The 23900-nt window shown below is 64.2% G+C and carries 19 protein-coding genes and 1 pseudogene; 7 read left to right on the plus strand and 13 right to left on the minus strand.

Translation table 11 applies throughout. From position 1 onward, the window contains the following. Positions 1-2 precede the first annotated feature (2 nt). Positions 3-449, minus strand: coding sequence for a hypothetical protein (locus tag ACZ5KU_RS13085; RefSeq protein WP_464737284.1), 447 nt, complete (start codon positions 447-449; stop codon positions 3-5). Between the two features lie 251 nt (positions 450-700). Continuing rightward, complete coding sequence (locus ACZ5KU_RS13090; protein ID WP_464737285.1) at positions 701-2611, minus strand: ATP-binding protein; 1911 nt, start codon at positions 2609-2611, stop codon at positions 701-703. A 209-nt stretch (positions 2612-2820) separates the two neighbouring features. Between ACZ5KU_RS13090 and ACZ5KU_RS13095 the strand changes: the two genes are divergently transcribed. Both ACZ5KU_RS13095 and ACZ5KU_RS13100 read left to right on the plus strand, forming a co-directional pair. Further along, the gene (locus ACZ5KU_RS13095) at positions 2821-3567 is read left to right on the plus strand and encodes a GAF domain-containing protein (RefSeq protein ID WP_464737286.1); all 747 of its coding nucleotides are present in this window, start codon (positions 2821-2823) and stop codon (positions 3565-3567) included. A gap of 29 nt (positions 3568-3596) precedes the next feature. Continuing rightward, positions 3597-4589, plus strand: a complete 993-nt coding sequence (locus ACZ5KU_RS13100) for a putative bifunctional diguanylate cyclase/phosphodiesterase (RefSeq protein WP_464737287.1) — start codon at positions 3597-3599, stop codon at positions 4587-4589. A gap of 26 nt (positions 4590-4615) precedes the next feature. Here ACZ5KU_RS13100 and ACZ5KU_RS13105 read toward each other — a convergent pair whose 3' ends face one another. After that, positions 4616-5056, minus strand: a complete 441-nt coding sequence (locus tag ACZ5KU_RS13105) for a helix-turn-helix domain-containing protein (RefSeq protein ID WP_054062396.1) — start codon at positions 5054-5056, stop codon at positions 4616-4618. A 68-nt stretch (positions 5057-5124) separates the two neighbouring features. Here ACZ5KU_RS13105 and ACZ5KU_RS13110 point away from each other — a divergent pair, with 68 nt between their 5' ends. Next, complete coding sequence (locus ACZ5KU_RS13110) at positions 5125-6354, plus strand: MFS transporter (RefSeq protein WP_464737288.1); 1230 nt, start codon at positions 5125-5127, stop codon at positions 6352-6354. Positions 6355-6611: 257 nt separating this feature from the next. Beyond that, the gene (locus ACZ5KU_RS13115) at positions 6612-7517 is read left to right on the plus strand and encodes a methyl-accepting chemotaxis protein (RefSeq protein ID WP_054060723.1); all 906 of its coding nucleotides are present in this window, start codon (positions 6612-6614) and stop codon (positions 7515-7517) included. Between the two features lie 43 nt (positions 7518-7560). On the opposite strand, the gene ACZ5KU_RS13120 is transcribed toward ACZ5KU_RS13115, so the two are convergent. The 7 genes from ACZ5KU_RS13120 to ACZ5KU_RS13150 all read right to left on the minus strand — a co-directional run bounded on the left by ACZ5KU_RS13120 (position 7561) and on the right by ACZ5KU_RS13150 (position 15962). Then, entirely contained in the window at positions 7561-8511 is a 951-nt protein-coding gene (locus tag ACZ5KU_RS13120) for a copper resistance protein B (RefSeq protein WP_464737289.1), read from the minus strand. Between the two features lie 122 nt (positions 8512-8633). After that, a complete protein-coding gene (locus tag ACZ5KU_RS13125) occupies positions 8634-10376 on the minus strand; it encodes a copper resistance system multicopper oxidase (RefSeq protein WP_464737290.1) in 1743 nt (580 codons plus the stop codon). 234 nt (positions 10377-10610) lie between these two features. Beyond that, positions 10611-11675, minus strand: a complete 1065-nt coding sequence (locus ACZ5KU_RS13130; RefSeq protein WP_241494296.1) for a 2,3-butanediol dehydrogenase — start codon at positions 11673-11675, stop codon at positions 10611-10613. Positions 11676-11739: 64 nt separating this feature from the next. After that, positions 11740-12852, minus strand: a complete 1113-nt coding sequence (locus tag ACZ5KU_RS13135; protein WP_464737291.1) for an acetoin dehydrogenase dihydrolipoyllysine-residue acetyltransferase subunit — start codon at positions 12850-12852, stop codon at positions 11740-11742. Next, positions 12849-13868, minus strand: a complete 1020-nt coding sequence (locus ACZ5KU_RS13140; protein WP_054060718.1) for an alpha-ketoacid dehydrogenase subunit beta — start codon at positions 13866-13868, stop codon at positions 12849-12851. Before ACZ5KU_RS13140 ends, ACZ5KU_RS13135 begins: the two co-directional genes overlap by 4 nt. A gap of 68 nt (positions 13869-13936) precedes the next feature. Continuing rightward, positions 13937-14911, minus strand: a complete 975-nt coding sequence (locus ACZ5KU_RS13145; protein WP_054062389.1) for a thiamine pyrophosphate-dependent dehydrogenase E1 component subunit alpha — start codon at positions 14909-14911, stop codon at positions 13937-13939. Further along, positions 14892-15962, minus strand: a complete 1071-nt coding sequence (locus tag ACZ5KU_RS13150) for an ATP-NAD kinase family protein (RefSeq protein WP_054062388.1) — start codon at positions 15960-15962, stop codon at positions 14892-14894. The genes ACZ5KU_RS13145 and ACZ5KU_RS13150 overlap by 20 nt, the downstream gene beginning before the upstream one ends. A 387-nt stretch (positions 15963-16349) precedes the next feature. On the opposite strand from ACZ5KU_RS13150, the pseudogene ACZ5KU_RS13155 reads away from it, so the two are divergent. Further along, a pseudogene (locus tag ACZ5KU_RS13155) lies at positions 16350-18229 on the plus strand (sigma-54-dependent Fis family transcriptional regulator). A gap of 54 nt (positions 18230-18283) precedes the next feature. On the opposite strand, the gene ACZ5KU_RS13160 reads toward ACZ5KU_RS13155, so the two are convergent. The 3 genes from ACZ5KU_RS13160 to ACZ5KU_RS13170 form a co-directional block, all read right to left on the minus strand. Then, entirely contained in the window at positions 18284-19201 is a 918-nt protein-coding gene (locus tag ACZ5KU_RS13160) for an amidohydrolase family protein (RefSeq protein ID WP_464737292.1), read from the minus strand. Between the two features lie 85 nt (positions 19202-19286). Next, positions 19287-20615 carry an MFS transporter gene (locus tag ACZ5KU_RS13165; protein WP_054059560.1) on the minus strand — a complete coding sequence of 443 codons (1329 nt, stop codon included), beginning with the start codon at positions 20613-20615 and terminating at the stop codon, positions 19287-19289. Between the two features lie 82 nt (positions 20616-20697). After that, entirely contained in the window at positions 20698-21675 is a 978-nt protein-coding gene (locus ACZ5KU_RS13170; RefSeq protein WP_054059559.1) for a hydroxyacid dehydrogenase, read from the minus strand. Between the two features lie 225 nt (positions 21676-21900). On the opposite strand from ACZ5KU_RS13170, the gene ACZ5KU_RS13175 reads away from it, so the two are divergent. Together ACZ5KU_RS13175 and ACZ5KU_RS13180 are read left to right on the plus strand one after the other, a co-directional pair. Then, positions 21901-22578, plus strand: a complete 678-nt coding sequence (locus ACZ5KU_RS13175; protein WP_054059558.1) for an RraA family protein — start codon at positions 21901-21903, stop codon at positions 22576-22578. A gap of 85 nt (positions 22579-22663) precedes the next feature. Continuing rightward, positions 22664-23893 carry an MFS transporter gene (locus ACZ5KU_RS13180; protein ID WP_464737293.1) on the plus strand — a complete coding sequence of 410 codons (1230 nt, stop codon included), beginning with the start codon at positions 22664-22666 and terminating at the stop codon, positions 23891-23893. The last annotated feature ends 7 nt before the right edge of the window (positions 23894-23900 follow it).

The raw sequence follows: 23900 nt of genomic DNA on the forward strand, positions 1-23900 counted from the left end.
TATCAGGTGTTCCGGCCGGTGGGTGAGGGGGCTCTCTCGCCGGTGACGGGATTCATTTCATGATATGAAAAATCACTGGTGCCGTTACCAAGCGCCTTGGCGCGAAAAGCCTGGAGGTCCTTCTCGAGAATCCTCGGTACCCAGCCACAGGATTCGTCCTCTCCGACCAGGGGCGTGACGAATCCCAAAAACTCCCTTTCAGTGACATTGTCGGCGTTGATAAAGAAACGCCTCACAACGTCCAGTTTCAGGACCTGGGTATTAAAGCGTCGTTGCAGGCGACTGAATCTCTCGTCGACCTCCAGCTGAAAAGCAACGCTAACGGTACGCTGCTCTGACCTTTCGAACAGAGCCAGTACCAGAAAGGTGATGGCCAGCCCTGCCAGGCACACCAATCCGCACAGGATGACGTCTGCTGCTTTGAGTGCGTTCTGACGAGTAGACATCATTTTGTGTTCCTTGCTCATCGTCAAAAACAGCGTGCAGTGACTGGAGTGCTTTTGGAGTATCGGCACGCTTGCCGTTATCTTTATGAACAAGGTGTTGGAACAAGACGTTTTTGAAAGGGCTCCCCATGGCTCTCATCCAAGCCATGAAGATTTCACAGAAAGTTTAATCGTTCGGCGTCGTGGTAATAGTATGGCTAGCTAGTTTCCTGGCTTGCAGGTGAATCGATGATCCCCCCGACGAAGCCGTCGGGCTAACTGAGCAGTCGTTCAACGCCTGTCTTGAACTCCTGAATGGTAAAGGGCTTTACCAGCAGCTTGGCCTTGCCCTGCTGTTCGTGAATACGGGTGGTGGCATCGACGAAACCTGATATGAACAGAATCTTGAGGGCGGGTCGCATTGCCCATGCAGCCTTGGCGACGTCGTGGCCATTCACGTTACCGGGCAATATGATGTCCGTCACAATCAACTGCAGATTCTGTAGCTCATTGATCTGCTGTAGAGCCTGACTGGGTGTACTCGCTTCGACCACCTGGTAGCCCATGTCCTGCAATGCCTCTCCGACCAGTTCGCGTATGGCGGCCTCATCGTCGAGGACCAGCGCCGAGCCCAGGTTCGTCTGTCCGGCCCTATCGATCCTGTCGACGGGGGTATCTTTCGCAGCCGGCATCACGCCGCTGTATACCGGCAAGAACAGGCTGACCGAGGTGCCTTCACCCAACACTGATTCGATTTGCGCATGCCCGGATGCCTGACGTATGAAGTCCTGCACCACCGAGAGTCCCAGGCCGGAACCCGAACCCAGCGGTTTGGTGGTGAAAAACGGCTCGAACGCATGCTCGGCCACACTGGCCGGCATGCCCTGGCCGGTGTCCGTGACCCGTATCTGCACATAGTCACCCCTGTGCAGATCGGAACCCGGCGGGGGAGTGTCCAGAGTCAGCCTGAGCACCTCGACGGTCAGGCAACCGCCGTTGGGCATGGCATCGCGTGCGTTGATGCACAGGTTCAACAGGGCATTTTCGAATTGATGGGCATCGCAGTAGCACAGGGCTGAGTCTGAAACTGTCAGCAACTGGAATTCAATCTGCGGTGTCAGCGTTCTGGCAATCAGCTCTTTCATGCCCTCCATGAGCAGGGCGAGGTCGACCGTTTCACTCGCCAAGGGTTGCTTCCTGGCGTAAGCCAGCAGCCGATGTGTCAGTGAACTGGCCCTGTGGGTGGCGTCTCTGGCCAGCGTGACATAGCGCTCGACTTCACCGAATCGCCCCTGGAGGAGGCGCTGCTGGATCATCTCCTGGGTACCATTGATGATGGTGAGCAGGTTGTTGAAGTCGTGCGCCAGCCCCCTCGTCAATTGTCCGAGCGATTCCATTTTTTGACTCTGCTGCAACTGGGTGCTGACCCGTTCCAGTGCCTGCTGTCGCTCACGGTAGAGGGTGATGTCCCGTGCGATAGCAAAATAGAGGCCTGCACGCTCCGCGATTCTCCAGTTCAGGAGCAGGGGCTGGCCATTGCTGCGCACACTCTGGGTATCGAGTTCCGCTATGGGGCGATCACCGAGACTGCGCAAGGCGTCCGATAACTGTGCCGGTGAAATCAGACTGGAAAACGCGCCTTCCCTGAGCTGTTGCTCGCTCCAGCCGGTTTCGACCTGCCAGGCGGGGTTCATCGCCAGCACTTCACCGCTCTCGGACAGTGTGCAGATGAGGTCGGGAGACGCCTTCCAGATACCATCGCGCTCATCCGTGCGCCGTTGCACTTCGCCTTCAAGGTTTTTATTGACCTTGTCCAGTGCTCTGAGGCTGCGTCGCAACAGGGCGCAGACGATGGCTATGCCCAAGGTGACCAATCCGAAATTCAGGCTGTTGAGCCACGTCGTCGGGTCGTCTTCAAAACCGATCGGTCCTATGAAGAAATATTGTGCCGCGAGCACTGCCAGGACGCATCCCAGTACGGAGGGTCCTACACCAAACCAGAAGCCGATGAGCATCAAGCCGGGTATGAAGAATAGATAAGGGAGCGCCGTGGCTGACATCTGTGCACGCACAACACAGCACAACGCAACCACCAGCACAGCCCCCAGGTAGCGTGTCGGGCGCTTGAGATGAATTCGTTCCAAACGTTGAAGAACGTTGGCGGCCCGTCTAAAAAAACTGGACAAGAATGACTCCGGTGTTGAGGTTTCTGGCCATCATCATAGCTGGCAAGCGTCTAGGGCGCTGCCTGGAGGCTTTCCCCGTCAGTAACGGTCTGGCATTAGTTCCTTTGAAGGAGCATGAGGTTCCATCTTGCGGAGCCCTCAAGGATGAACAAACCGGCAATGTGCCACTCTTAAGGGCATGCGCCTTTCACACTGCAACTGGAGTTACCATGGACAATACGACAATCGAGCAGGATGAACGCTTGCGTCTGGTCGAGGTCGACCGTTTGACGTCCGAGCTTTCAAGCGGCTCGGACCCTGTGCTGAACAGCGTCGTATCCATGCTCTGCGCTTATTTCAATGTGCCGATCGCACTGGTCAGCATCATTGATCGCGACTATCAGATATTCAAGGCACGGATAGGTATGGCCCTGGAGCGTACGCCGAAGGAGCTGTCCATCTGTGCTCACTGCCTGGGGCAGGAGACGGTGCTGGAAATCTGCGATGCACAGACAGATTCCCGTACTGTCGATAATCCGTTGGTGACGGGGGACCCGTACATCCGCTACTACGCCGGGGCTGCCCTGATGGTCAGGCCCGGTGTGAGTGTAGGCCGCCTGTGCATCATCGACCGGAAGACGCGAGCGGCTCTGAACGAGCGCGATCAGGAGCTGCTGCGCAATGCCGCGCAGATTGTGGTGTCGCGACTGCAGTCCATCCACCAGCAACATTTTTACGACCCGATCACCGGGTTGCCCAATCGGCGGCGCTTCGAGGCTGACCTTCATGACGCCGATGCATTTGCCGGCCAACTGGCTGTATTGATCGAGCCGATTTCGGCATCTGGCATGGACAGACAGGTGAAGGCTCTGGGTGTGGAGTTTTTCACCGATTTCATGCTCGCGGTCAAGGAAGTCCTGTTGGAGGTGCTGCCTGCATCCGCACGTTTGTATCGGGTCAGTACCCTGAGCTCCTGACCCTGGTCGAGCCTTGCGAGGCGATGGCCTTGTCCGAACAACTCAATAAAATCGTCCTGGCGCTGAGCAGGCCGCTGCACTGTGGCAACGTGCCGGTGTTCGCGGACGTGGCTATCAGTGTTCTGGAACTGGGCGTAGAGGTCGATGCCTCACTCGACAGCCTGCGCCTGATGGCCAGCATGACCGACGCCGCACGTCAAAGCGAACATCGCTGGCTGGGTTATGACCCTGTGGTGGATGCCAGCCTGCGTCGCAGCACCACATTGCTCAACGACCTCGAGGCGGCGCTTATCGCTTCGGATCAATTGCGCCTCGTCTACCAGCCCAGGGTCGGCCTGGCCAATAATCGCTGTGTGGCAGTCGAGGCACTTCTGCGCTGGACCCATCCCACCTTGGGTCCGATCAGCCCTGCGGAATTCATCCCCTTGGCTGAAACGACCGCATCGATTCGTGGCATCACACGCCTGGTGGTCCGGCGTGTCTGCGAGCAACTGGCCCAATGGCAGGCTCAAGGGCTGCAGCTGTCGGTATCGCTGAACATCTCTGCGCTGGATCTGGGTGACGGCCACCTGTTCGAGGACTTGACCCGCGCGTTGAGCGAATACCGCCTGGACGCTCGCCATATAGAACTCGAGTTCACCGAGAGCGCACTCGTGACCGACTTCGATATGGTCCACCAGCAACTGCAACGCTTCCGAGACCTGGGTGTGGCGATTGGCATCGACGATTTTGGCAGTGGCTACAGCAACTGGGTGTATCTGCGCAGAATTCCCGCCACCAGCGTGAAGCTCGACCGCTCGCTGCTGGCCAACCTGCAGCCGGGGAACAATGAGTGGCACATTGTTCGAGGCCTGATCAGCCTTCTGCGCGACTTGAGTCTCACGGTCGTGGCGGAAGGTATAGAAACGGATTTACACCATCATCTCCTGCGTGGCTGGGGATGTGATCAGGGGCAGGGGTATTACTACGCCAAGCCCATGCCGCCCGAGGACCTCGTGGCCTGGTTGGCGAGGCCGGTGTGACGCCTTGAGCGGGCCCGCTTCCAGGGTCACCGGTTGGCCTTGAAGGCGGGTGATTTCTTCTTTGCCTGCTTGATGTCGCGCTTGCCGGCCATCTCTACCAGTCGCCGAAAAGTGGGGCATTCCAGGTGGGATGGCGCAGGGCAGTCGGCAACGTGGCGAAGGGTGTCGCGCAGGGCCGTCAGCTCGCGGATCTGGCGGTCAATCTCGTCAGCCTTGTGATGGAGCAAGGGGCGTGACAGGTCCGGCAGGCCATCCCTGCCGAACATGCCGGCAATCTCCCCAAGCGAGAAACCCGCTGATTTACCCATCGAAATCAGCTTGAGCTGCAACAGCACCTCGGGCGAAAACTGCCTGCGCAGCCCATGCCGTGCGATGGACGCGATCAACCCGGCTTCCTCGTAGTAGCGCAGCGCCGAGGGCCTGATCCCGCTCTTCGCCGACACCTCGCCAATATCCAGAAGTTTCATGCTTGACCTCAAGTTGACTTGAAGTTGCAAACTACTTTGAGTCTGAAATTCTGGAAAGGGGCAAGGTGATGAAATGGGCGCAATCGCTTGTATCGAAGAGAACACAAGCAGGCATCACGTTCACGCTGGCATTGTCGATGCTGCTGACCTCGCTCGGCACCAGCATTGCCAATATCGCGCTGCCCACGCTGGCCGAGGCGTTTTCGGCACCGTTCGCCCAGGTGCAGTCGGTGGTCGTCGCCTACCTGGCGACCCTGACGATCGCGGTCCTGATCGCCGGCCGGCTCGGCGACAGCTTCGGGCTGAAACCGATGCTCATGGCTGGACTGGCGATATTCGGCGTTGCCTCGGGGCTGTGCGGCGTTGCGCCCAACCTGTGGCTGCTGATCGGTGCGAGGGCGCTCCAGGGTATCGGCGCCGCCTTCCTGATGACGCTGGCCATGGCGTTGATGCGCCAGACGGCCAGTGAGGCGCGTATGGGGCGTGCGATGGGCCTGCTCGGTACCGTCTCGGCACTCGGAACAGCGCTGGGCCCCTCATTGGGAGGGCTCTTGATCGAGGTGACGGGATGGCGCGGGATCTTCTGGGTCCAGTTCCCGCTGGCGTTTATCGCCTTGATCCTGGCTGCCGTGACGCTGCCGGGCGACACCGGCGAGGGCACGACGCCCTCTGCAGGCGTGTGGTCGGTGCTGGGCTGGCGCCTGGTGCCCAACCTGCTTGTCAACGGCCTGGTGGCCGCTGTCATGATGACGACGCTGGTGGTGGGGCCCTTCTTTCTGGGCGTCGGTCTGGGCCTGAAGGCGGCGCAGGTCGGTTTTGTCATGGCCATGGGACCGGTGATTTCCATCTTCAGCGGGGTTCCCTCGGGACGGCTCGTTGATACCTGGGGCAGTGAACGTGCACTGGCCCTGGGACTGGCCCTGTTGGCGGCGGGCGCTCTCTTGCTCGCGTTTTTGCCGAACATGATCGGCGTTGCGGGCTACCTGATTTCCATTATCGTCCTGACGCCGGGCTACCAGCTCTTTCAGGCGGCCAACAACACCACCACGCTGGCAGACGTGCCCCAGGATCGGCGCGGCACCGTGTCGGGACTGCTCAGCCTGTCGCGCAATGTCGGCCTGATCACCGGGGCTTCCGTGATGGGGGCCGTTTTCTCGTACGGTGTCGGAACGCAAGCGTTCTCGCACGCCAGCGCTTTGGCGATCGCCTCCGGGATGCGCCTGACCTTCATACTGGCTGGCGTGATGATGATCGCCTCAATCGTGATCACCGTCGGTCGCGCCTCCTGTCGTTCGTGATAACAACACACCCCTCAGGCCCGGATAACATTGTTTTTCAAAGGGCCACGCTGCCCCCTGTAGTCCTGAAGCACCACGGTGTTTCATCGATGCGAGACCGTGATCCTTACACCTGCCTGGCGAACCCCTCTTGTCGACAGGGTGCTGTCCCCTTGCCTGGCAGGCATGGGCAAGACCCGCTTCAGGCTCGTACAAGTAATCACCCTGGGCCTGCGATTAGATTCAGTGTTTCGACGTGACGCACAAAGGGCAGGCGCATGTTCTTCAAGAAGCACAAACAGCCACAAGGGTCCGGCGAGGCCCGGCAACTGGAGCAGTCCACGCAGGAAAACGCGCGTCTTACACAGCAGTTGCAGGCGGCCACGCAGTTGGCCGAGCAACAGGCCATTCGCCTGGCGCAGGTTGAGCACGCGCTTGAAACCCTGCATCGGCAACTGGAGCCGATGCGCCAGCGGGAGCAGGCTCTCGACCTCGAGGTGCAACAGCACCTGCAGCGGGCTGGCCAGCATCAGTTGGAGGCCAGGGTCTGGGAACTGTTGCAGTCGACCCTGACCGAGGGCTGCTGGGACATCGCGGTGGTCAACGGCGATGTTCAGGACCCGGCCAGTTGCATGCGCTTTTCCAATCAGTTCCGCGTCCTGCTGGGGTACACCGCCCAGGAGCTGCCCGATGGCTGGGAGGCCCAGGTGGGTATTACCCATCCGGACGACCTGCCGAAGATGATGGCAATCTTCGACCGCGAAATCCTCGGTCTCCACGGCAGTGGCGAGTATGTTTTCGAGTACCGGATGCGGCACAAGAGCCGGGGCTATATCTGGTGCCGCGAGCGTGGCCGCGGGGTGCGCGATGAGCAGGGGCGATTGACCCGGGTGATTGGCGCGGTGCGCGACATCAGCGATGAGCGATCGGCCCAGTCAGCCCATCAGCAGATGCTGACGCAGAATCAGGCGACCTACGACCAGATTGCGACGGTGGTGGGGGTGATCAAGGGGATTGCCGACCAGACCAATCTCCTGGCGCTGAACGCGGCGATCGAGGCGGCCAGGGCGGGGGAGGTGGGACGTGGATTTTCCGTGGTGGCCGATGAGGTGCGCAAACTGGCGGAAAGTACCCGCCAGGCGACCCACCAGATTCAGACCATGTTGCACCAGCACAAACAATGAAGGGCATCGGCCACTGCCACGGCGGCGCGGGCACGGTTCATGCTCAGAACCACATCCGGATGCCGGCAACGAAACGCGCCTCATCCACGTCCCCATCCTCGTCGCGGATGAAGCCGGCGGTCCTGCCGTAGGCGCGGCTCCAGGTGACGCCGATGTAGGGGGCGAACTGGCGCACGACTTCATAGCGTAACCGCAGCCCGACTTCGGTATTGGAGAGGCCGGAACCCACGCCGCGTGCCGGGTCGTTTTTGCCATGGAAATTGGCTTCAGCGGTTGGCTGCAGGATCAGGCGATTGGTCAGGAGGATGTCGGACTCGCCTTTCAGCCGAACGGCTGTCCGGCCGTTTTCACCGATGAAGGCGGTGGCCTGGGTTTCGAAGTCATAGAGCGGCATGCCCTGGACGCCGAACGCCGCCCAGGTCTGGGGCGATTGCGGCTTGAAATCCTGGCGTGCCCCTGCGACGGCGTCCCACCAGGGGCTGATCGAATGCCCGTACAGCAGCTGCAGCTCGGCGTCCTCGGTGGTGCGATCGGTACGCTGGCCTTCGGAGCGAAGCCAGAGCCGGTCGGTGTCCGTGCCCACCCAGCCCGAGGCTTCCCAGGCCAGGGTGCTGCCCTCGTTGGCAGACTGGTACTCGAGCTGGTCCAGCAGGAAAAAGCTGTTGATCCGGTTGTCATGGATCTGGTGCCCGCCCAATGGGGGTAAGGCGGCCTGGCGGTCGACGTCGGTCAGGGCCGGAATCGGCGTCCGGCTGGTCGCCGCCGGCGTAGCCGGGCCAGGGTTCATGCCGGAATGATTCATGGCACCATGATTCATGGCGCCGTGATCCATGCCTGGCATCGATCCCGGCGAGGGCACGCTATCCGTCTGCATGTTGCCGTGTCCCATCGCCGAATGGTCCCTCTCTTGAGCGGCGAAACCGCTCGCTCCACTCAGCAGGCCGAGGGCAGCGGTCAAGGTCAGCAGCGCGGGTCTTGCCAGGTTATTGCTCATGTTGCCCTGCCTTGGCCTGGTCACCGTACCAGGAGAATGGGGTATTGGCTGCAAGCGGGCCTGCCGCCGCCATGGGGAAAAGGGCGTTACGCTGCATCGGTGGGGTCATCTCGAATCTCCCGTCATTCTTCCACGCGGACTTCCCGGAACATGCCCATTTCCATATGGAACAGCAGGTGGCAGTGATAGGCCCAACGCCCCAGCGCATCGGCCGTTACCCGATAGCTTCGTTTTGAGCCGGGCGGCATGTCGATCGTGTGCTTGCGCACCCGGAAACGGCCGTTCTCATCCTCCAGATCACTCCACATGCCGTGGAGGTGGACGGGGTGAGCCATCATGGTGTCGTTGACCAGGGTGATGCGCAGGCGCTCGCCGTACCTGAGGCGCAGCGGTTCGGCATCGGAGAATTTGATGCCGTCGAAGGACCAGGCGAATTTCTCCATGTGGCCGGTCAGGTGCAACTCGAGCGTGCGGCCCGGCTCCCGGCCATCCGGGTCGGGGAAGGTGCTGCGCAGGTCCGCATAGGTCAGCACGCGGCGTCCGTTGTTACGCAGCCCGATGCCCGGATCGTTCAGCTTCGGTAGCGGGTTCGTCGCCTGCATGTCGACCAGGGGATTGTGCTTCTCCGAATCCGGATGGCCCTGCCGCGTTGTGCTCATGCCGGTCATGCCGGCGTGGTCCATGCCGGCCATCGTGCCGTGGTCCATGCCCGGCATACCGCCCGGCATGGCGCCGTGATCCATCCCGCCGTGATCCATGCCCATGTCATTCATGGACAGCAGGGGGCGCGGGTCGACCGCCGGCACCCGGGCTTGCAAGCCTTCGCGGACGGCCAGGGTGCCCCTGGCGTACCCGGTGCGATCCATGGACTGAGCGAAAATGGTGTAGGCCGGCTGGTCTTCAGGCTCGACGATGACATCGTAGGTTTCCGCAACGGCGATGCGGAACTCGTCGACCGAAACCGGATGGACGGGTTGCCCATCCGCGGCGACTATCGTCATCCTGAGGCCGGGAATCCGCACATCGAAATAGCTCATGGCGCAGGCGTTGATGAAGCGCAGGCGGATTTTCTCGCCGGGCTTGAATACGCCGGTCCAGTTGCCGTCCGGGGCCTGGCCGTTCATGAGGTAGGTGTACCCGCTCACGTCGGCCAGGTCGGTAGGGTTCATCCTCATCTCGGCCCACATCCTGCGATCGGCTAACGCGGCCGACCAACCCGTCTCGCTCACATCGCTGATGAAGTCCGCGACGGTCCGCTTGTGGAAGTTGTAGTAGTCGGACTGTTTCTTGAGCCTGGAGGCAACCCTCGCCGGGTCCTCGTCTGTCCAGTCGCTGAGCATGACGACGTAATCACGTTCGTGGGTGAATGGCTCGGGATCCCGGGCATCGATCACCAGTGCGCCGTACACGCCCACCTGCTCCTGGAGGCCGGAGTGGCTGTGGTACCAGTAGGTGCCGCTCTGGCGGACCTTGAACCTGTATTCGTACAGGCCATCGGGCGCGATGCCGTGGAAGCTCAGGCCTGGCACGCCGTCCATGTTCGCCGGCAGGATGATGCCGTGCCAGTGGAGGGAGGTATCCTGCCTGAGGCGGTTATGCACGCGCAGCGTGACGGTATCGCCTTCGCGCCAGCGAAGAGTCGGCCCGGGCAGGGAACCGTTGATTGCCATTGCCGTGCGTGGGGTGCCGGTGATGTTCACCGGCAGCTCACCGATGTAGAGATCGAAGTCGGTGCCCGTCAGCACATTCGGCTGGCCCGGGCTGGTCAGCGCCCAAACCGGGGCGCGCCACATGCCCAGCCCGCCCAGCAGGCCGGTGGCGGCCAGGCCCTTGACGAAGGAACGTCTCGTGGTTTTGCTTTGCATGCCGTTGCGTCCAGTCAGATGATTCGCGGGTCTCCAGGCAGGCCAATGCGGCCGGCCTGGTCCCTGGCTTCGTGATCAAGTTAGTGATCCCGTGCTGTCAGCGACCTGAGCCCGACATTACTTTTCCGTCAGCTTCTGGAGGGGAGATTCTGCTGTTCACCGATGGAACAGGTGGGGTCTGATGCCGGCTGCATAACTGAAGAGGGCCGCAACCTGCGGCCCTCAAGGTGAAACTCAAGGCACTTGGGGTGAAACGATAATCTTCACGTTGTGCTCCTTGTTGTTCACGAGCTCCTGGAAGCCCTTCTCGACGATGTCCTCAAGCTCGATGCGTCCGGTGACCAGCGGGGCGATGTCCAGGCGGCCGTCGGCAATGAAGGCGATCACATCGGCAAACTCGCCGTTGTAGGCCAGCGAGCCGAACACCTGCTTCTCGGTCGCCACCAGTTCGAAGAAGTTGAACGAACTGGGTTCCTCGAAGATGCCCACCAGCACGCAGGTGCCGGCCTTGCGGATGGCGTCGATGGCCAGCTTGGCAGTGTGCTGGTTGCCGATGCACTCGAAGCTGACGTCCGCCCCCAGGCCTTGGGTGAGGCGGCGCACCTCCGCCAGCACGTCGCATTCGTTCGGATCGAGCACATGGCTGGCGCCGACCTCACGGGCCTTGGCCTTGCGGGCCGAGGACATCTCCAGCGCGATCACCTGCGCGGCACCGGCGGCCTTGGCGCACATGATGGTGCACAGGCCGATGGTGCCCGCGCCGACTACGACCACGTTGCGCCCCAGCAGGCTGCCGGCCTTCTTCACCGCGTGCATGCCCACCGCCAGCGGCTCGATCAACGCCCCGGCTTCGGCGGGGAAGCCCGCGGGCAGCTTGTACAGCAGGTTGGCCGGTACGTTGACCCATTGGGCGAAGGCGCCGTTGTTCATCAGGCCGGTGAAGGCCAGGTTCTCGCAGATGTTGTACAGACCGTTGCGACAGTAATAGCAGGTCCCGCAGTGCTGGCAGGCGTCGGCCGCGACGACCTCGCCGCTGCTGAAGCCTTCGACGCCGGGGCCGAGCTTGACGATTTCGCCGCAGAATTCGTGGCCGAGAATGCACTGGCCCTTGATGCCGGTGAGCGGGTGTGGCGCTTGCACCGGTATGAACACGGGACCGGCGACGTACTCGTGCAGGTCCGAACCGCAGATGCCGCACCAGTGCACGCGGATCTGCACCCAGCCGGCTGGCGGGTCACCCGGCAGCGGCACGTTTTCCACACGGATATCGTTGCGGCCGTGCCAGACCGCGGCACGCATGCTGTTGGTGTTGAGGGTCATGGCTGTCTCCTGGGGCCCGGCCCTATGGGCGGACCCTCGTTGGTCAATGGCGTTTGAGGAAGTCCAGCAGCAGGGCGTTGACCGCCTCGGCGTCTTCGAGCTGGAGCATGTGGGCCTGTTTGGGCAGCACGTGAACTTCGGCAGGCAGCCCCTCGGCGTGGCTGGCCGGGATGATCGCGTCCGCCTCGCCCCAGATCACCAGGGCCGGATGTTCGGCGGTATCCAGGACATGGCGCAGGTCGTGCTGCTGCCGGCCGTTGGCGAAGAGCTGGTCGGCAAGCTGCTGCAGCGCCGTGCCCACACCTTCGAGCCGCTTGTACTTGAGCATGTCCTCGAGCATCTGCCGGTTGACCAGCGCCGGGTCGGAGAACAGTTGCACCAGCTGCGGCTTGAGCTCGTTGCGGCTGTTGGCCCTGACGAAGCCTTGCAGGTAGTCGCCGTTGATCTGCGTGCCCAGCCCGGCGCTGGCCAGCAGGCTCAACGTGCGCACCCGCCGAGGCGCCAGCCGTGCGGTATTGAGCGCCACCGCGCCGCCCATGGAGTGCCCGGCCAGGTGTGCCTGCTGGATATCGAGGTGATCGAGCAGGGCGAGTACCGCGCCGCTCAATTCGTCGAGGTCGCCGCGTTGCAGCGTCTTGCCCGACTCGCCATGGCCCGGCAGGTCCAGAGCGATGACCCGGCGTCCGGCCGCCAGCGCCTCGTGGTTGAACAGCCAGTTGTTCAGGTCGCCGCCGAAACCGTGGATCAGCACCAGCGGTACGCCGCCTTCGCCGCGCTCGAAGTAACGCACGACACGCCCCTGCAGCTCGACTTTCTGTGGTGTGGGCCCGCTGTCAGCCTCGCTGCCGCCGTTCGGAACGAACTCGGCCTGGAAGCGCCTGACCACTTCGTCGATCTCTTCGTCGCTGGCTTCACCTTCGACGACCACGCCCAGCAGGGCGCCGACCGGCAGGACTTCTTCCTCGCGTGCCACCTGCCGGCGAAGGATGCCGCTGAAGGGCGCCTCGACGCTGCTGCTGATCTTGTCGGTCTCCACATCGAGCACCTCGTCGCCTTTCTCGATGACGTCGCCGTTATCTTTGAGCCACGAGTCGATACGCCCCTCGGTCATCGACAGGCCCCACTTGGGCATGGTCAGGGTATGGATTCGGCTCATGCCACCTTCCTCCCTTGCACCAGTTCCAGGACCGTGGCCTCGATCTTCGCCGCGCTGGGGATATACAGGTCTTCCAGGGCGTCGGAGAAGGGCACCGGTGTGTGCGGCGCGGTGACCTGGCGGATCGGGCCCTTGAGCGAATCGAACGCCTGTTCGGCCACCAGCGCGGCGATGTCGGTGGCCATGGAGCAACGGGGGTTGGCCTCGTCGATCACCACCAGGCGACCGGTCTTTTCCACGCTTTCGAGGATGCTGTCGGCGTCCAGCGGGCTGGTGGTGCGCAGGTCCAGCACCTCGCAGGAGACTCCCTGGCGCGCCAGGCTGGCGGCGGCGTCCATGGCCAGGTGGACCATGCGCCCGTAGGTCACCAGGGTCACGTCATCACCCTCGCGCAGGAAGTTGGCTTCGCCGAAGGGCACGGTGTACAGCTCCTCCGGCACCTCGCCCTGCATCGAGTAGAGCAGCTTGTGTTCGCAGAAGATCACCGGGTCGTTGTCGCGGATGGCCTGGATCAGCAGCCCCTTGGCGTCATACGGCGAGGACGGGCAGACCACCTTGAGCCCGGGGATATGCGTCCAGAGCGCGGTGAGCATCTGCGAGTGCTGGGCGGCGGCGCGCAGGCCGGCACCGACCATGGTGCGGATCACCAGCGGGGTCACCGCCTTGCCACCGAACATGTAGCGGAACTTGGCCGCCTGGTTGAGGATCTGGTCCAGGCAGCAGCCGGCGAAATCGACGAACATCAGTTCGCACACCGGGCGCAGGCCACGGGTCGCGGCGCCCACGGCGGCACCGACGTAGCCGATCTCCGACAGCGGGGTATCCAGCACGCGGCCGGGGAACTGGTGGAACAGGCCCTTGGTGACGCCGAGCACGCCGCCCCAGGCGTCGTCCTCACCGGGTGCGCCAGCACCGCCGGCGTTATCCTCGCCCATGATGAACACCGTCTGGTCGCGGCGCATTTCCTGGGCCAGGGCTTCGTTGATGGCCTGCTGGTAACTGATCTTTCTGGCCATGATGGCTCTCCTCTTGTTGTTCCATGGGCCGGGGTGCGGGTCTGTCGCACGGCGCCCGGCGGCTGATCTCAGGGGTAGGCGACGTACACGTCGCTCAGCAGGTCGGCTGGCGACGGCTTGGGATCGGCCTTGGCCCGCAACACGGCTTCATCGATGCTCGCGTGCACTTCGGCGTCGATGCCGTCCAGGGCGCTGGCCTGCAGCAGGCCGGCGCGCACGGTGCGTTCGCGGAACTGCATCAGGCAGTCGCGGGTTTCGCGGTAGTGCTTGACCTCATCGGGGGCACGGTAGGTCTGGGCATCGCCTTCGAAGTGGCCGTAGTAGCGGGTGAGTTTCACCTCGATCAGCGACGGGCCCTCGCCGGCGCGGGCGCGTTCGATGGCGGCCCCGGCGGCTTCGTGCACGGCGAAGAAGTCGAAGCCGTCCACCGTCACCCCGGGCATGCCGAAACCGGCGGCACGGTCGGCGATGTGATCGCAGGCCACCGACCAGTTCGAGGCCGTGGCCTCGGCGTAGCCGTTGTTCTCGGCAACGAAGATGCACGGCAGGTTCCACACCGAGGCCAGGTTCATCGCCTCGAACACCGCACCCTCGTTGGAGCCGCCGTCGCCGAAGAAGGCCACGGCCACCGCGCGGTTGCCCTTGAGTTTGGCGGCCAGTGCCGCACCGGCCGCCAGCGGTGCGCCGGCGCCGACGATGCCGTTGGCGCCGAGCATGCCCTTGGACAGGTCGGCGATGTGCATGGAGCCACCCTTGCCCTGGCAGACGCCGGTCTTCTTGCCGTAGATCTCGGCCATCATGCCGTACACGTCCACCCCCTTGGCGATGCAGTGACCGTGGCCGCGGTGGGTGGAGGCGATACAGTCCTCGTCGTCGAGGTGGGCCATGACCCCGGCGGCGGAGGCCTCCTCGCCGGCGTACAGGTGCACGAAGCCGGGAATCTCGCCGGTGGCGAACTCCACGTGCAGGCGTTCCTCGAAGGCGCGAATGGTGCGCATCACGCGATAGGCATGGAGCAGTTGTTCAGTCGGTAGCGTGGACATTTTCTTGTTCTCCAGGGTGGTTCACGGGCTTGCCGGCAACGGCCAGCAGGTGATGGTGGGCGGCGAAGGCCAGGGCGGCCTCGACGTCGATGCTCAGCGGGCCGTCAAGTTCGAGGGTGATGCTGGGGCGGTCGGCGGCGACGAACTCGATCTCGCGTTCACCGTCCAGCGCCAGGGTGCCGGCGGCCAGCAGCGGCAGGCGCGGCACACCCGGTTCGAGGCTGCCGCTGGCGACGATGCCGCAGGCTTGCAGCAGGCCCGGAGCCAGCGGCGCCAGCAGTGCCTCGTCAGCCTGCGGGGAGAGGCGCAGCCAACTGCCGCGGGGACAGCGCCGCGACACCGGGTTCCACAACCCGCACAGCGAGGACAGGCCGATGGCGTGGGGCTCGGCGAACGCCGCGTGGATTTCCGCCAGGTCCTCGGCGCGGCTGATGGCGCGGGCGCCGGTGAAGGTCAGCGGCGAGGCGGCGACCTCCACCAGGGCGATCTCGTCGATACCCCGTGCCGCCAGCCGCACGCGCAGGCGCTTGTTGCGCCGCAGGCCGACCTGCGGGGGAATCCGCCCGCTGGCATAGAGCCCGCCGGCCAGCCCGGCCCCGGTGGCCTCGCGCAGCTCCGGGAAGGCGTTGTTGGTTCCGGTGGACAGGCACAGCAGGGGGATGTCACCGACCTCGGCGGCCACTGCCTTGTGCGTGCCGTCGCCACCGAGCACGGCCACCAGGCTGACGCCTCGCTCGACCAGCAGGCGCGCGGCCAGGCGGGTGTCCTCCACGCTCTGGCGCAGCGGCATGTCGAGGAACTCCAGGCGTGGCCAGCGGCTTTCGCGGGCGTGGCGGCCGCTGCTCGCCTTGAGCACGGCGGCGGCGATGCCGGTCATGTCCGGAGGCATCAGCACCTCCTCGATGCCGGTGGCACCGAAGGCGCCCAGCAGGCGCTGGACCACGGCGGCCTTGTCGGTGCTGGAGTAGAGCCCGGCATTCGCGGTCAGGCGGCGCAGGTCCCGTCCCGAGGCGGGGTTGGCGATGATGCCGACACGCAGGGCGGCGCTCATAGGGACAGGCCGCCACCGACGGCGTTGATCAGGGCGACCTTGGCGGCCAGGAAGCAGGGCGAAGCAACAGTTGCGGACATGAGGCACCTCTGATTGTTGTTGTGGGTGCGGGATGACGTCCCGGTGTCTGCCGGGTCATAGCAAGGGCGGTGCCAGGGCGCTGTTCATGACGGCGCATGTGGCGGGCCAGAGCGGTTGGTGCCGTATCGGGCGGGGCCTGGGACCACAGCCGAATGAGACGGGCCATGTCAGCCTGCCCGGCGTTGCGGTGAGACGTTGAGACGCTGCGTCTCAGTCGGCCGCCGTCTGTTCGTGGCACTTGTCCCGCAGGCGAGGCGGGGCTTAAATGAGCGCAACAAGAACAATGAAACACGCCGTGGAGGCCCCATGCTTCCTGCCTACTCCAGAGCCCACGTGGACTGTGTCAGCCGTGTGTTGCGTCATGCTGGCCGCTTGCCTGAAGCGCCGGTACCGAACCTGATCCTCGACTCCTGGCGCCGCTCGATGGAGCAGCACCACCTGGATCCGGGCTCCCTGCAGGGCCCGCGGATCCTGAGCCAGACGCTGCTCAGGGAATACCGCGAGCGCGCCGAGAGCTTCCTGTGCATCGCCGGCGAGGAGGTCTCGCGGTTGCATGGCCGGGTGCGCGACGCCGACTACTGTGTGCTGCTCACCGACGCCCAGGGCAATACCATCGACTATCGCGTGGAGTCGGCGATCCGTGCCGATTGCCGGCGTGCCGGGCTGTACCTGGGAACCTGCTGGTCGGAAGGCGAGGAGGGCACCTGTGGCGTGGCCGCGGTGCTGACCAATGGCGTCCCGGTGACGGTGCACAAGCGTGACCATTTCCGCGCCGCCTTCATCGGCCTGACCTGCTCGGCGGCACCGGTGTTCGACCCCTGGGGCGAGCTGCTCGGTGTCCTCGACGTGTCGGCCGTCGAATCCCCGGATGACCGCCGCAGCCAGCACCTGATCCGGCAGATGACCGTGCAGAGTGCCCGTGACATCGAAAACGCCTTCTTCATGCACAGCACCCGTGGCCTGTGGGTGTTGCGGGCACACGCCGCCCCGGGCTATGTCGACAGCCAGCCGGAGTTTCTCTTCGCCTGGGACGCCGACGGTTGCGTACAGGCGCTCAACCCCTCGGCCCGGCATTACCTGCTGGAGCGCCATGGACAACTGCCACGGCACATCGGCGAGGTCTTCGACCCGGACCTGTTGCACGCGGCCGCCGACGAACATCCGCGGCATGTTGCCGAGCACGGCCTGCATATTCGTCTGAGCGTTCCCCGGGGCGCGCACAAGAGGGCGGTTGCGCGCCACGCCGCCGGCGAACCGGATCCGCGGATCGCCGAGAGCCTGCGCCTGGCGGTCCGCGTCAAGGACCGCAACCTGCCCGTGCTGATCCATGGCGAAACCGGCGCCGGCAAGGAGGTCTTCGCGCGCCAGTTGCATGAGCAAAGCGCGCGGCGCGACAAGCCCTTCGTGGCGCTCAATTGCGCCGCGATCCCCGAGAGCCTGATCGAGAGCGAGCTGTTCGGTTATGTCGCCGGCGCCTTTACCGGTGCCGAGCGCAAGGGCGCGCGCGGGCTGCTGCAGCAGGCCGATGGCGGCACGTTGTTCCTCGACGAGATCGGTGACATGCCGCTGGCCCTGCAGACACGCCTGCTGCGGGCGCTGGCCGAGGGCGAAGTGGCGCCGCTGGGGGCGGCGCGGCGGCAGGCGGTGGACATTCAGGTGATCTGTGCCAGCCACCGCGACCTGGCGAGCCTGGTGGCCGAAGGCGCCTTTCGCGAGGACTTGTATTTTCGTCTCAGCGGTGCGCGTTTCGAACTGCCGCCGCTGCGCGAGCGTAGCGACAAGCTGGACCTGATCAACCGCATCCTCGACGAGGAAGCCGCACGCTGCGGCATGCGCCTGGGGTTGGGGGCTGCGGCCCTGGAGTGTCTGCTGGGCTACAGCTGGCCGGGCAACGTGCGCCAGTTGCGCCATGTCCTGCGCTACGCCTGCGCCATCTGTCCGGGTGACAGCATCCGCCTGGAGGACCTGCCCGAGGACCTGCACGGCCGCTTGCCACCGGTGCGGGCGGAGGGCCCCGCCAGCCCGAGCGCCAGGCGTTGCTCGAGGCCCTGGTGCGCCATCGCTGGCAGCCGGGGCCGGCGGCGCAAGCCCTGGGTATCTCCCGGGCGACCTTGTATCGGCGCGTGAAGCAGCATGACATCGTGATGCCGCGGGTCAAGCCCCATGAACCGGTGCCAGGCCGTTGAAACCCTCCAACGGTCGGCAACGGAGGCGGGCGCCGGGGCAGCGCCCGCAGCGAATCAGAAACCGTACAGGCTGACAGGGTTGTCGCGCAGGATCAGGGCGCGGGTGCTTTCCTCAGGCGCCCAGGCCAGCAGCAGGTCCAGGACAGAGGCATCATCCGGCTTCTGCCCGCTGGTGAGTGTCGGGTGTGGCCAGTCGCTGCCCCAGAGCATGCGCTGGGGGTAACGACCGATCAGGTGGCTGGCCACCCTCCCGACATCCTCGAACCCCGGAGCGCCAACCTTCGAGCGCACGTACGGTGCCGAGACCTTCACCCATGCCCGACCGCTGTCGAGCAATTGCACGAGCGAGGCAAATGCCGCCGACTTGAGACCTTCAGGCTGGGGGACGTGGCCCATGTGGTCGATGACGATGCTCCCTGGCAATTTGAGCAGCCGCGGCGCCACTTCCGGCAGCAAGGGCCCGGTTGCGAACTGGACATTCCAGCCCAGCTCGTTGACCCGTGCGCCCAGACGTTCGAGATCGTCCAGGGCGGTACCGCCGAGGCTGAGGTTGAAGCGGATACCCCGTACGCCGGCGTCCTGCAGGCGGGCCAGTTCGGCGTCGGTGACCGAACCATCCACCACGGCGACTCCGCGCGCATCCCCCCGGCTGCGCAGCAGGCCATCGAGCATGACGCGGTTGTCGGTGCCGTAGGTGGACGGCGTCACGATCACCATGCGGCGGATGCCCAGGCGTTTCTGCAGCGCGCGGTAGTCCTCCAGCGAGGCATCGGGTGGCAGCAGGGTGGCGTCGGGGGCCGCCGGGATACGGCTGTCGTACAGGTGCATGTGGCAGTCCACGCTGCCAGCCGGCGGAGTCAGTCGGGGGCTGGCTTCCCCCTCGCTGAAGGGCACCTTGGCCAGGGCGCCCATGGAGGCGGCGGCGCCGAGTGCGCCTCCCGCCAGCAGGAAATGACGACGTGACAGGGACATCGGGTATACCTCGATTATTGTTGTTCTGGGGGCACGATACCCACCGCCGAGGGCGGAGGTGGGTATCGCGGGGAGGGGCAGCGAGTTACTTGGCGCTGGCCGCGGGGACGGGTGCGGCCTGCTCAAGCTGGCGTTTGCGACCGATGACCAGCACGCTGATGCCGGCGAAGGTGCACAGGGCTGCCAGTGGCATCAGCGCCAGGGCATAGCTGCCGGTGGCATCGTGGATGGCGCCGTAGGCGTTGACCATCAGGCCGCCACCGATCAGGTTGGCCATGGCCCCCACGGCGGCCAGGCCGGCGGCGGCGGTGGATGACGAAAGCCAGCCGGAAACCAGCGCCCAGAACGGGCCTTTCATCGAGTAGGCACCGACCAGCACCAGGGTCAGCATGAACACCGTGGCGGCCAGCGACGAGGTGAACAGGGTCATCAGCAGGCCGGCGGCGATCAGCAGCAGGGTCATGGCGGTGTGCCAGCGGCGTTCACCGGTACGGTCCGAGCTGCGGCCCCAGATGATCATCAGTACCGAGGCGATGCCGTAGGGGATGGCATTGACCAGGCCGATCTGCAGGGAAGTCAGGCCGAAGGTCTTGAGCAGTTGTGGCGCCCACACGCTCATGGTGCTGCCCGCCGCGGAGGCTCCCGAATAGATCAGCGCCAGCACCCAGATATCCTTGTGGCGCAGCAGCTTCCACAGGGAAATGTGGCCGATGGCGGTCTTTTTAGAGGCTTCGTCAGCCAGGCGGCTGGTGAGCCAGGAGCGTTGCTCGTCGGTGAGCCACTGGGCCTGCTCCGGACGGTCGGTCAGCACGAACAGGCAGGCGATACCCAGCAGCACCGCCGGGATGCCTTCGAGGATGAACAGCCAATGCCAGCCGCGCATGCCCATCCAGCCGTCCAGTCCCAGCAGCAGGCCCGACAACGGCGAACCGATGAAGTTGGCCGCCGGAATGGCCACCATGAACAACGCCACCATGCGGGCACGGTAGGCCGACGGCAGCCAATAGGTGAGGTAGAGCAGCACGCCGGGGAAGAAGCCGGCCTCGGCCGCCCCCAGCAGGAAGCGCATCACATAGAGCGAGTTGGCCCCCTGGACGAAGGCGGTGCCGGCGGAGATCAGGCCCCAGGTGATCATGATCCGGGCAATCCAGATTCGTGCGCCGTAGCGCTGCATGGCCAGGTTGCTGGGGACTTCGATGAGGAAGTAGGCGAAGAAGAACAGGCTGCTGGCGAAGCCGAAGACCTTGGCTGTCAGGTTAAGGTCCGCATTCATCTGCAGCGAGGCCATGCCGATGTTGCCGCGGTCGATGATCGCGATCAGGTAGCAGACGATGAGGAAGGGTAGCAGTCGCCAGGCGACCCGCCGCATGGTACTGCGCTCGAGTGCGTCAGGCTGGGAAGTTGCAGGATTCATGGGGCTCTCCGATTGTTTTTTTTCTGGAGTTTCGCTGGGTGAAGGCGCTCGGCCGGGCAACGGCCGGGCGCCTGTCTATCGATCAGTTGTCGAGCAGGTGGCGATTGACGACGCAGCGCGGATCCAGGGCCTTGCCCGCCCAGGTGTCGAGTACCTGGCCCAGGGCGACCAGTCCGACCCGATCCCTGGCTGCTGAGGTGTTGGCGCCGACATGGGGAGTGGCAACCAGTGTCGGCAGCCCCCACAGCGGGCTGTCGGCAGGCGGCGGCTCGGGGTTGAAGGTATCCAGGCCGGCACCGGCGATCCTGCGCTCGCTCAGCGCCTGTACCAGGGCGTCGGTGTCGATCAGCTCGCCCCGTGCGGTGTTGATCAGGATGCACTCGGGACGCATGCGGGCGAACTGATCGGCAGCGATCAGGTTGTGGTTGCTCTCGGTCAGCGGGCAATGCAGGCTGATGATATCGCTTTCGCTCAGCAGGCGATCGAAATCCTCCTCCCGCTCGACATGGGCGCGCTCCGGTAACTGCTTGAGGTAGGGGTCGTATACCTTGACCTTCATGCGCAGGGGCGCGACCAGGTCCATGAGAATGCTGCCGATCGAGCCCAGCCCGACCAGGCCGAGGGTCTTGCCGAACAGCTCGATGCCGTTGGCCGAGCTCTTGTCCCAGTGCCCATCGCGCATCCGCGCATCGAGCAGCGCGGTTTGCCGGGCCACGCTGAACATCAATGCAAAGGCATGCTCGGCCACGGACTGGGCGTTGGCACCGACCGCGATGGAGACCGGGATACCGTGATCCGCGGCGGCCTGGATGTCGATGGTGTTGTAGCCGACACCATGCTTGGCGATCACCTTGAGTTTGCTCGAAGCCTGGATCATGTCGCGGGTCAGCTTGCCCTGGCGAACGATGATCGCGTCGGGCTGCTCGGCGCGGATGATCGCTTCCAGCTCCTGCTCCGGCAGATACGGTGTGGTCGGGATCACTCGGATGCCGTGCTCGGCGGCGAGTGTCATGGCATCGGCGGCGAGTTCAGGGCCGGTAAGCAGCAGGGTGCGGGACATCGTGAGTACCTTGTTCTTGTCTGGGCAAATGCGCTCGCTCGGAAGCGGCGATGGATTAACCCTAACATAATGAAATGACGTTGCAAGAAAATGATTCTGCTATTCGTCTAGTCCACGAATGTAGGTTGAAAAAGCATTTGCCAATGCAAATATGAAATGACATTCTAAAAATGTGATTCGGCAGCCGTCGAAGACATCCAATAAAAACCAAGAGAGGTAGGTCACATGAGCATTGGCTTCCAAGTGCTTGAGCGCGCGCGCAAGGTCGGCACAGAATGGGTTGGGCGCTATCGCGAGGTTCCGGTCGCCAACGTCAGCGACTCGATGAATCGCATGACCGCAGGCGGAGCCCGACTGCGCCCGATGCATCGCGCAGGCGTACTCGCCGGCCCGGCACTGACCGTCAAGGCGCGCCCTGGTGACAACCTCATGCTGCATTACGCGATCGATATCGCCGAGCCCGGCGATGTCATCGTGGTGGACGCCGGAGGCGACCTGACCAACGCCCTGATCGGCGAAATGATGGTGGCCTACGCGGTCAAGCGGGGTGTGGCCGGTATCGTGGTCAATGGCGCGATCCGTGATGCCGCGAGCATTGGCGAAGGCGACTTCCCGATGTTTGCCGCCGGTATTTCGCACCGGGGGCCGTACAAGGATGGTCCGGGTGAGATCAACGTACCGATCGCCATTGATGGTATGGTGATCGAGCCGGGCGACCTGGTCATCGGTGATGACGATGGCCTGCTGTGCGTGCCTTACGACCATGTTGCCGAAGTCTACGAGCGTGCGACCGCCAAGCATGCTGCCGAAACCGCCCAGATGGAGCACATTGCCCAGGGTACCAATGACCGCTCCTGGGTCCTGGATTCCCTGAAGAAGAAAGGTTGCCTGCTGCCGGGCTGATTCAGCACAGAATGCATACCTCGCCACCGGTATGCACGAGGCGATGAGTTGGACACGGACGCGGGCCTATTGAGGATACGCAGTCTTGTCCGATTCATCGTCGTCTCGTCGTAACCCGTGGCCCGCGGCCGTTCGGGCGCTCGCTTATCGCAACTTCCAGATCTACTTCATTGGCCAGGGTGTCTCGACCCTGGGCAAATGGGTGCAGCAGGTCGCCTTGTCCTGGCTGGCCTATCACCTGACAGGCTCGGCCGTCCTGCTGGGCCTGATCACCTTTCTTTCGCTGGCCCCCCAGCTGGTGATCGGTCCGCTCGCCGGTGCCTGGATCGACCGCCATGACAAGCGCCGGTTGTTGATCGCCGTGCAGGGGATGCTGGTGGTGCAATCGCTTGTCCTGGCCCTGGCAACCAGCCAGGGCTGGATCGATGGGGTGTTCATCGCCGTAATGGCGCTGCTGCTGGGTTTGCTCAATGCCCTGGAGACTCCTTTACGCCAGGCGCTGATCGGCAGTTTCGTCGACGACCCCGCGGACTTGCCGAACGCCCTGGCGCTCAATGCCATGCTCATCAATGCGGCGCGTTTCGTCGGCCCACCCCTGGCGGGCGGCCTGATCGCCCTGGCTGGCGAAGCGCCCTGTTTCCTGCTCACGGCCCTGGGGTTCCTGGCGTTGCTCGGTGGCCTGCTGAAGGTGCGCGGCACGCCGGCGCCCAAGGCCGCCGGATCGACTGCCCAGGTGTTTCGCGAGGGGCTGGCCTACATGTGGCGCAGCCGAAGCGTTCGCCAGCTCATGGGCAACGTCATCATGGTGAACCTGCTGGCCTCCTGCTACGCCGCCTTGCTGCCCATTCTGGCCAAGGCCGTGTATGCCGGCGATGCGCGTATTCTCGGCTGGCTCTGGGGGGCGGCAGGGGCGGGCGCATTTGTCGCCACCCTGGTGCTGGCGGTCGGGGGAGCGCAGCAGCGCTTGCGGCGCTTTACCGATGCCGGTGCGCTGCTCTGCGCGGTGGCCCTGATCGGACTGTGGCTCTCGGAGGCGCTGCCATGGGCGCTGCTGGCCCTGGGGCTGCTGGGGTTTGGCATCACCTTGAACAACGTCAGCACCAACATGCAGTTGCAGAGCACTGCGCCGGCCCAGTTGCGTGGTCGCGTGGTCGCGTTCTACATCGCCATGCGTTTCGGTTTCGAAGCGCTGGGCGGCATGTTGGCGGGGTTGATGGCCGCCCATTGCGGTGCGCCGGCAACCCTGGGGATTGCCGGCGGCCTGTTGGCGGTCGGTCTTCTGGTGATCCTGGTCGCGCGGCGCCCTTTGCGATAAGGCGCCA

Source organism: Pseudomonas sp. Tof1, from assembly GCF_055390395.1.

What these genes read in the sequence shown, in the direction of transcription:
- ACZ5KU_RS13105 (WP_054062396.1), bottom strand. Translation starts at nt 5,056, where the DNA reads ATGAAACTTCTGGATATTGGCGAGGTGTCGGCGAAGAGCGGGATCAGG.
- ACZ5KU_RS13085 (WP_464737284.1), bottom strand. Translation starts at nt 449, where the DNA reads ATGATGTCTACTCGTCAGAACGCACTCAAAGCAGCAGACGTCATCCTG.
- ACZ5KU_RS13140 (WP_054060718.1), bottom strand. Translation starts at nt 13,868, where the DNA reads ATGGCCAGAAAGATCAGTTACCAGCAGGCCATCAACGAAGCCCTGGCC.
- ACZ5KU_RS13150 (WP_054062388.1), bottom strand. Translation starts at nt 15,962, where the DNA reads ATGAGCGCCGCCCTGCGTGTCGGCATCATCGCCAACCCCGCCTCGGGA.
- ACZ5KU_RS13170 (WP_054059559.1), bottom strand. Translation starts at nt 21,675, where the DNA reads ATGTCCCGCACCCTGCTGCTTACCGGCCCTGAACTCGCCGCCGATGCC.
- ACZ5KU_RS13160 (WP_464737292.1), bottom strand. Translation starts at nt 19,201, where the DNA reads ATGTCCCTGTCACGTCGTCATTTCCTGCTGGCGGGAGGCGCACTCGGC.
- ACZ5KU_RS13145 (WP_054062389.1), bottom strand. Translation starts at nt 14,911, where the DNA reads ATGTCCACGCTACCGACTGAACAACTGCTCCATGCCTATCGCGTGATG.
- ACZ5KU_RS13135 (WP_464737291.1), bottom strand. Translation starts at nt 12,852, where the DNA reads ATGAGCCGAATCCATACCCTGACCATGCCCAAGTGGGGCCTGTCGATG.
- ACZ5KU_RS13095 (WP_464737286.1), top strand. Translation starts at nt 2,821, where the DNA reads ATGGACAATACGACAATCGAGCAGGATGAACGCTTGCGTCTGGTCGAG.
- ACZ5KU_RS13120 (WP_464737289.1), bottom strand. Translation starts at nt 8,511, where the DNA reads ATGAGCAATAACCTGGCAAGACCCGCGCTGCTGACCTTGACCGCTGCC.
- ACZ5KU_RS13165 (WP_054059560.1), bottom strand. Translation starts at nt 20,615, where the DNA reads ATGAATCCTGCAACTTCCCAGCCTGACGCACTCGAGCGCAGTACCATG.
- ACZ5KU_RS13175 (WP_054059558.1), top strand. Translation starts at nt 21,901, where the DNA reads ATGAGCATTGGCTTCCAAGTGCTTGAGCGCGCGCGCAAGGTCGGCACA.
- ACZ5KU_RS13110 (WP_464737288.1), top strand. Translation starts at nt 5,125, where the DNA reads ATGAAATGGGCGCAATCGCTTGTATCGAAGAGAACACAAGCAGGCATC.
- ACZ5KU_RS13125 (WP_464737290.1), bottom strand. Translation starts at nt 10,376, where the DNA reads ATGCAAAGCAAAACCACGAGACGTTCCTTCGTCAAGGGCCTGGCCGCC.
- ACZ5KU_RS13115 (WP_054060723.1), top strand. Translation starts at nt 6,612, where the DNA reads ATGTTCTTCAAGAAGCACAAACAGCCACAAGGGTCCGGCGAGGCCCGG.
- ACZ5KU_RS13130 (WP_241494296.1), bottom strand. Translation starts at nt 11,675, where the DNA reads ATGCGTGCCGCGGTCTGGCACGGCCGCAACGATATCCGTGTGGAAAAC.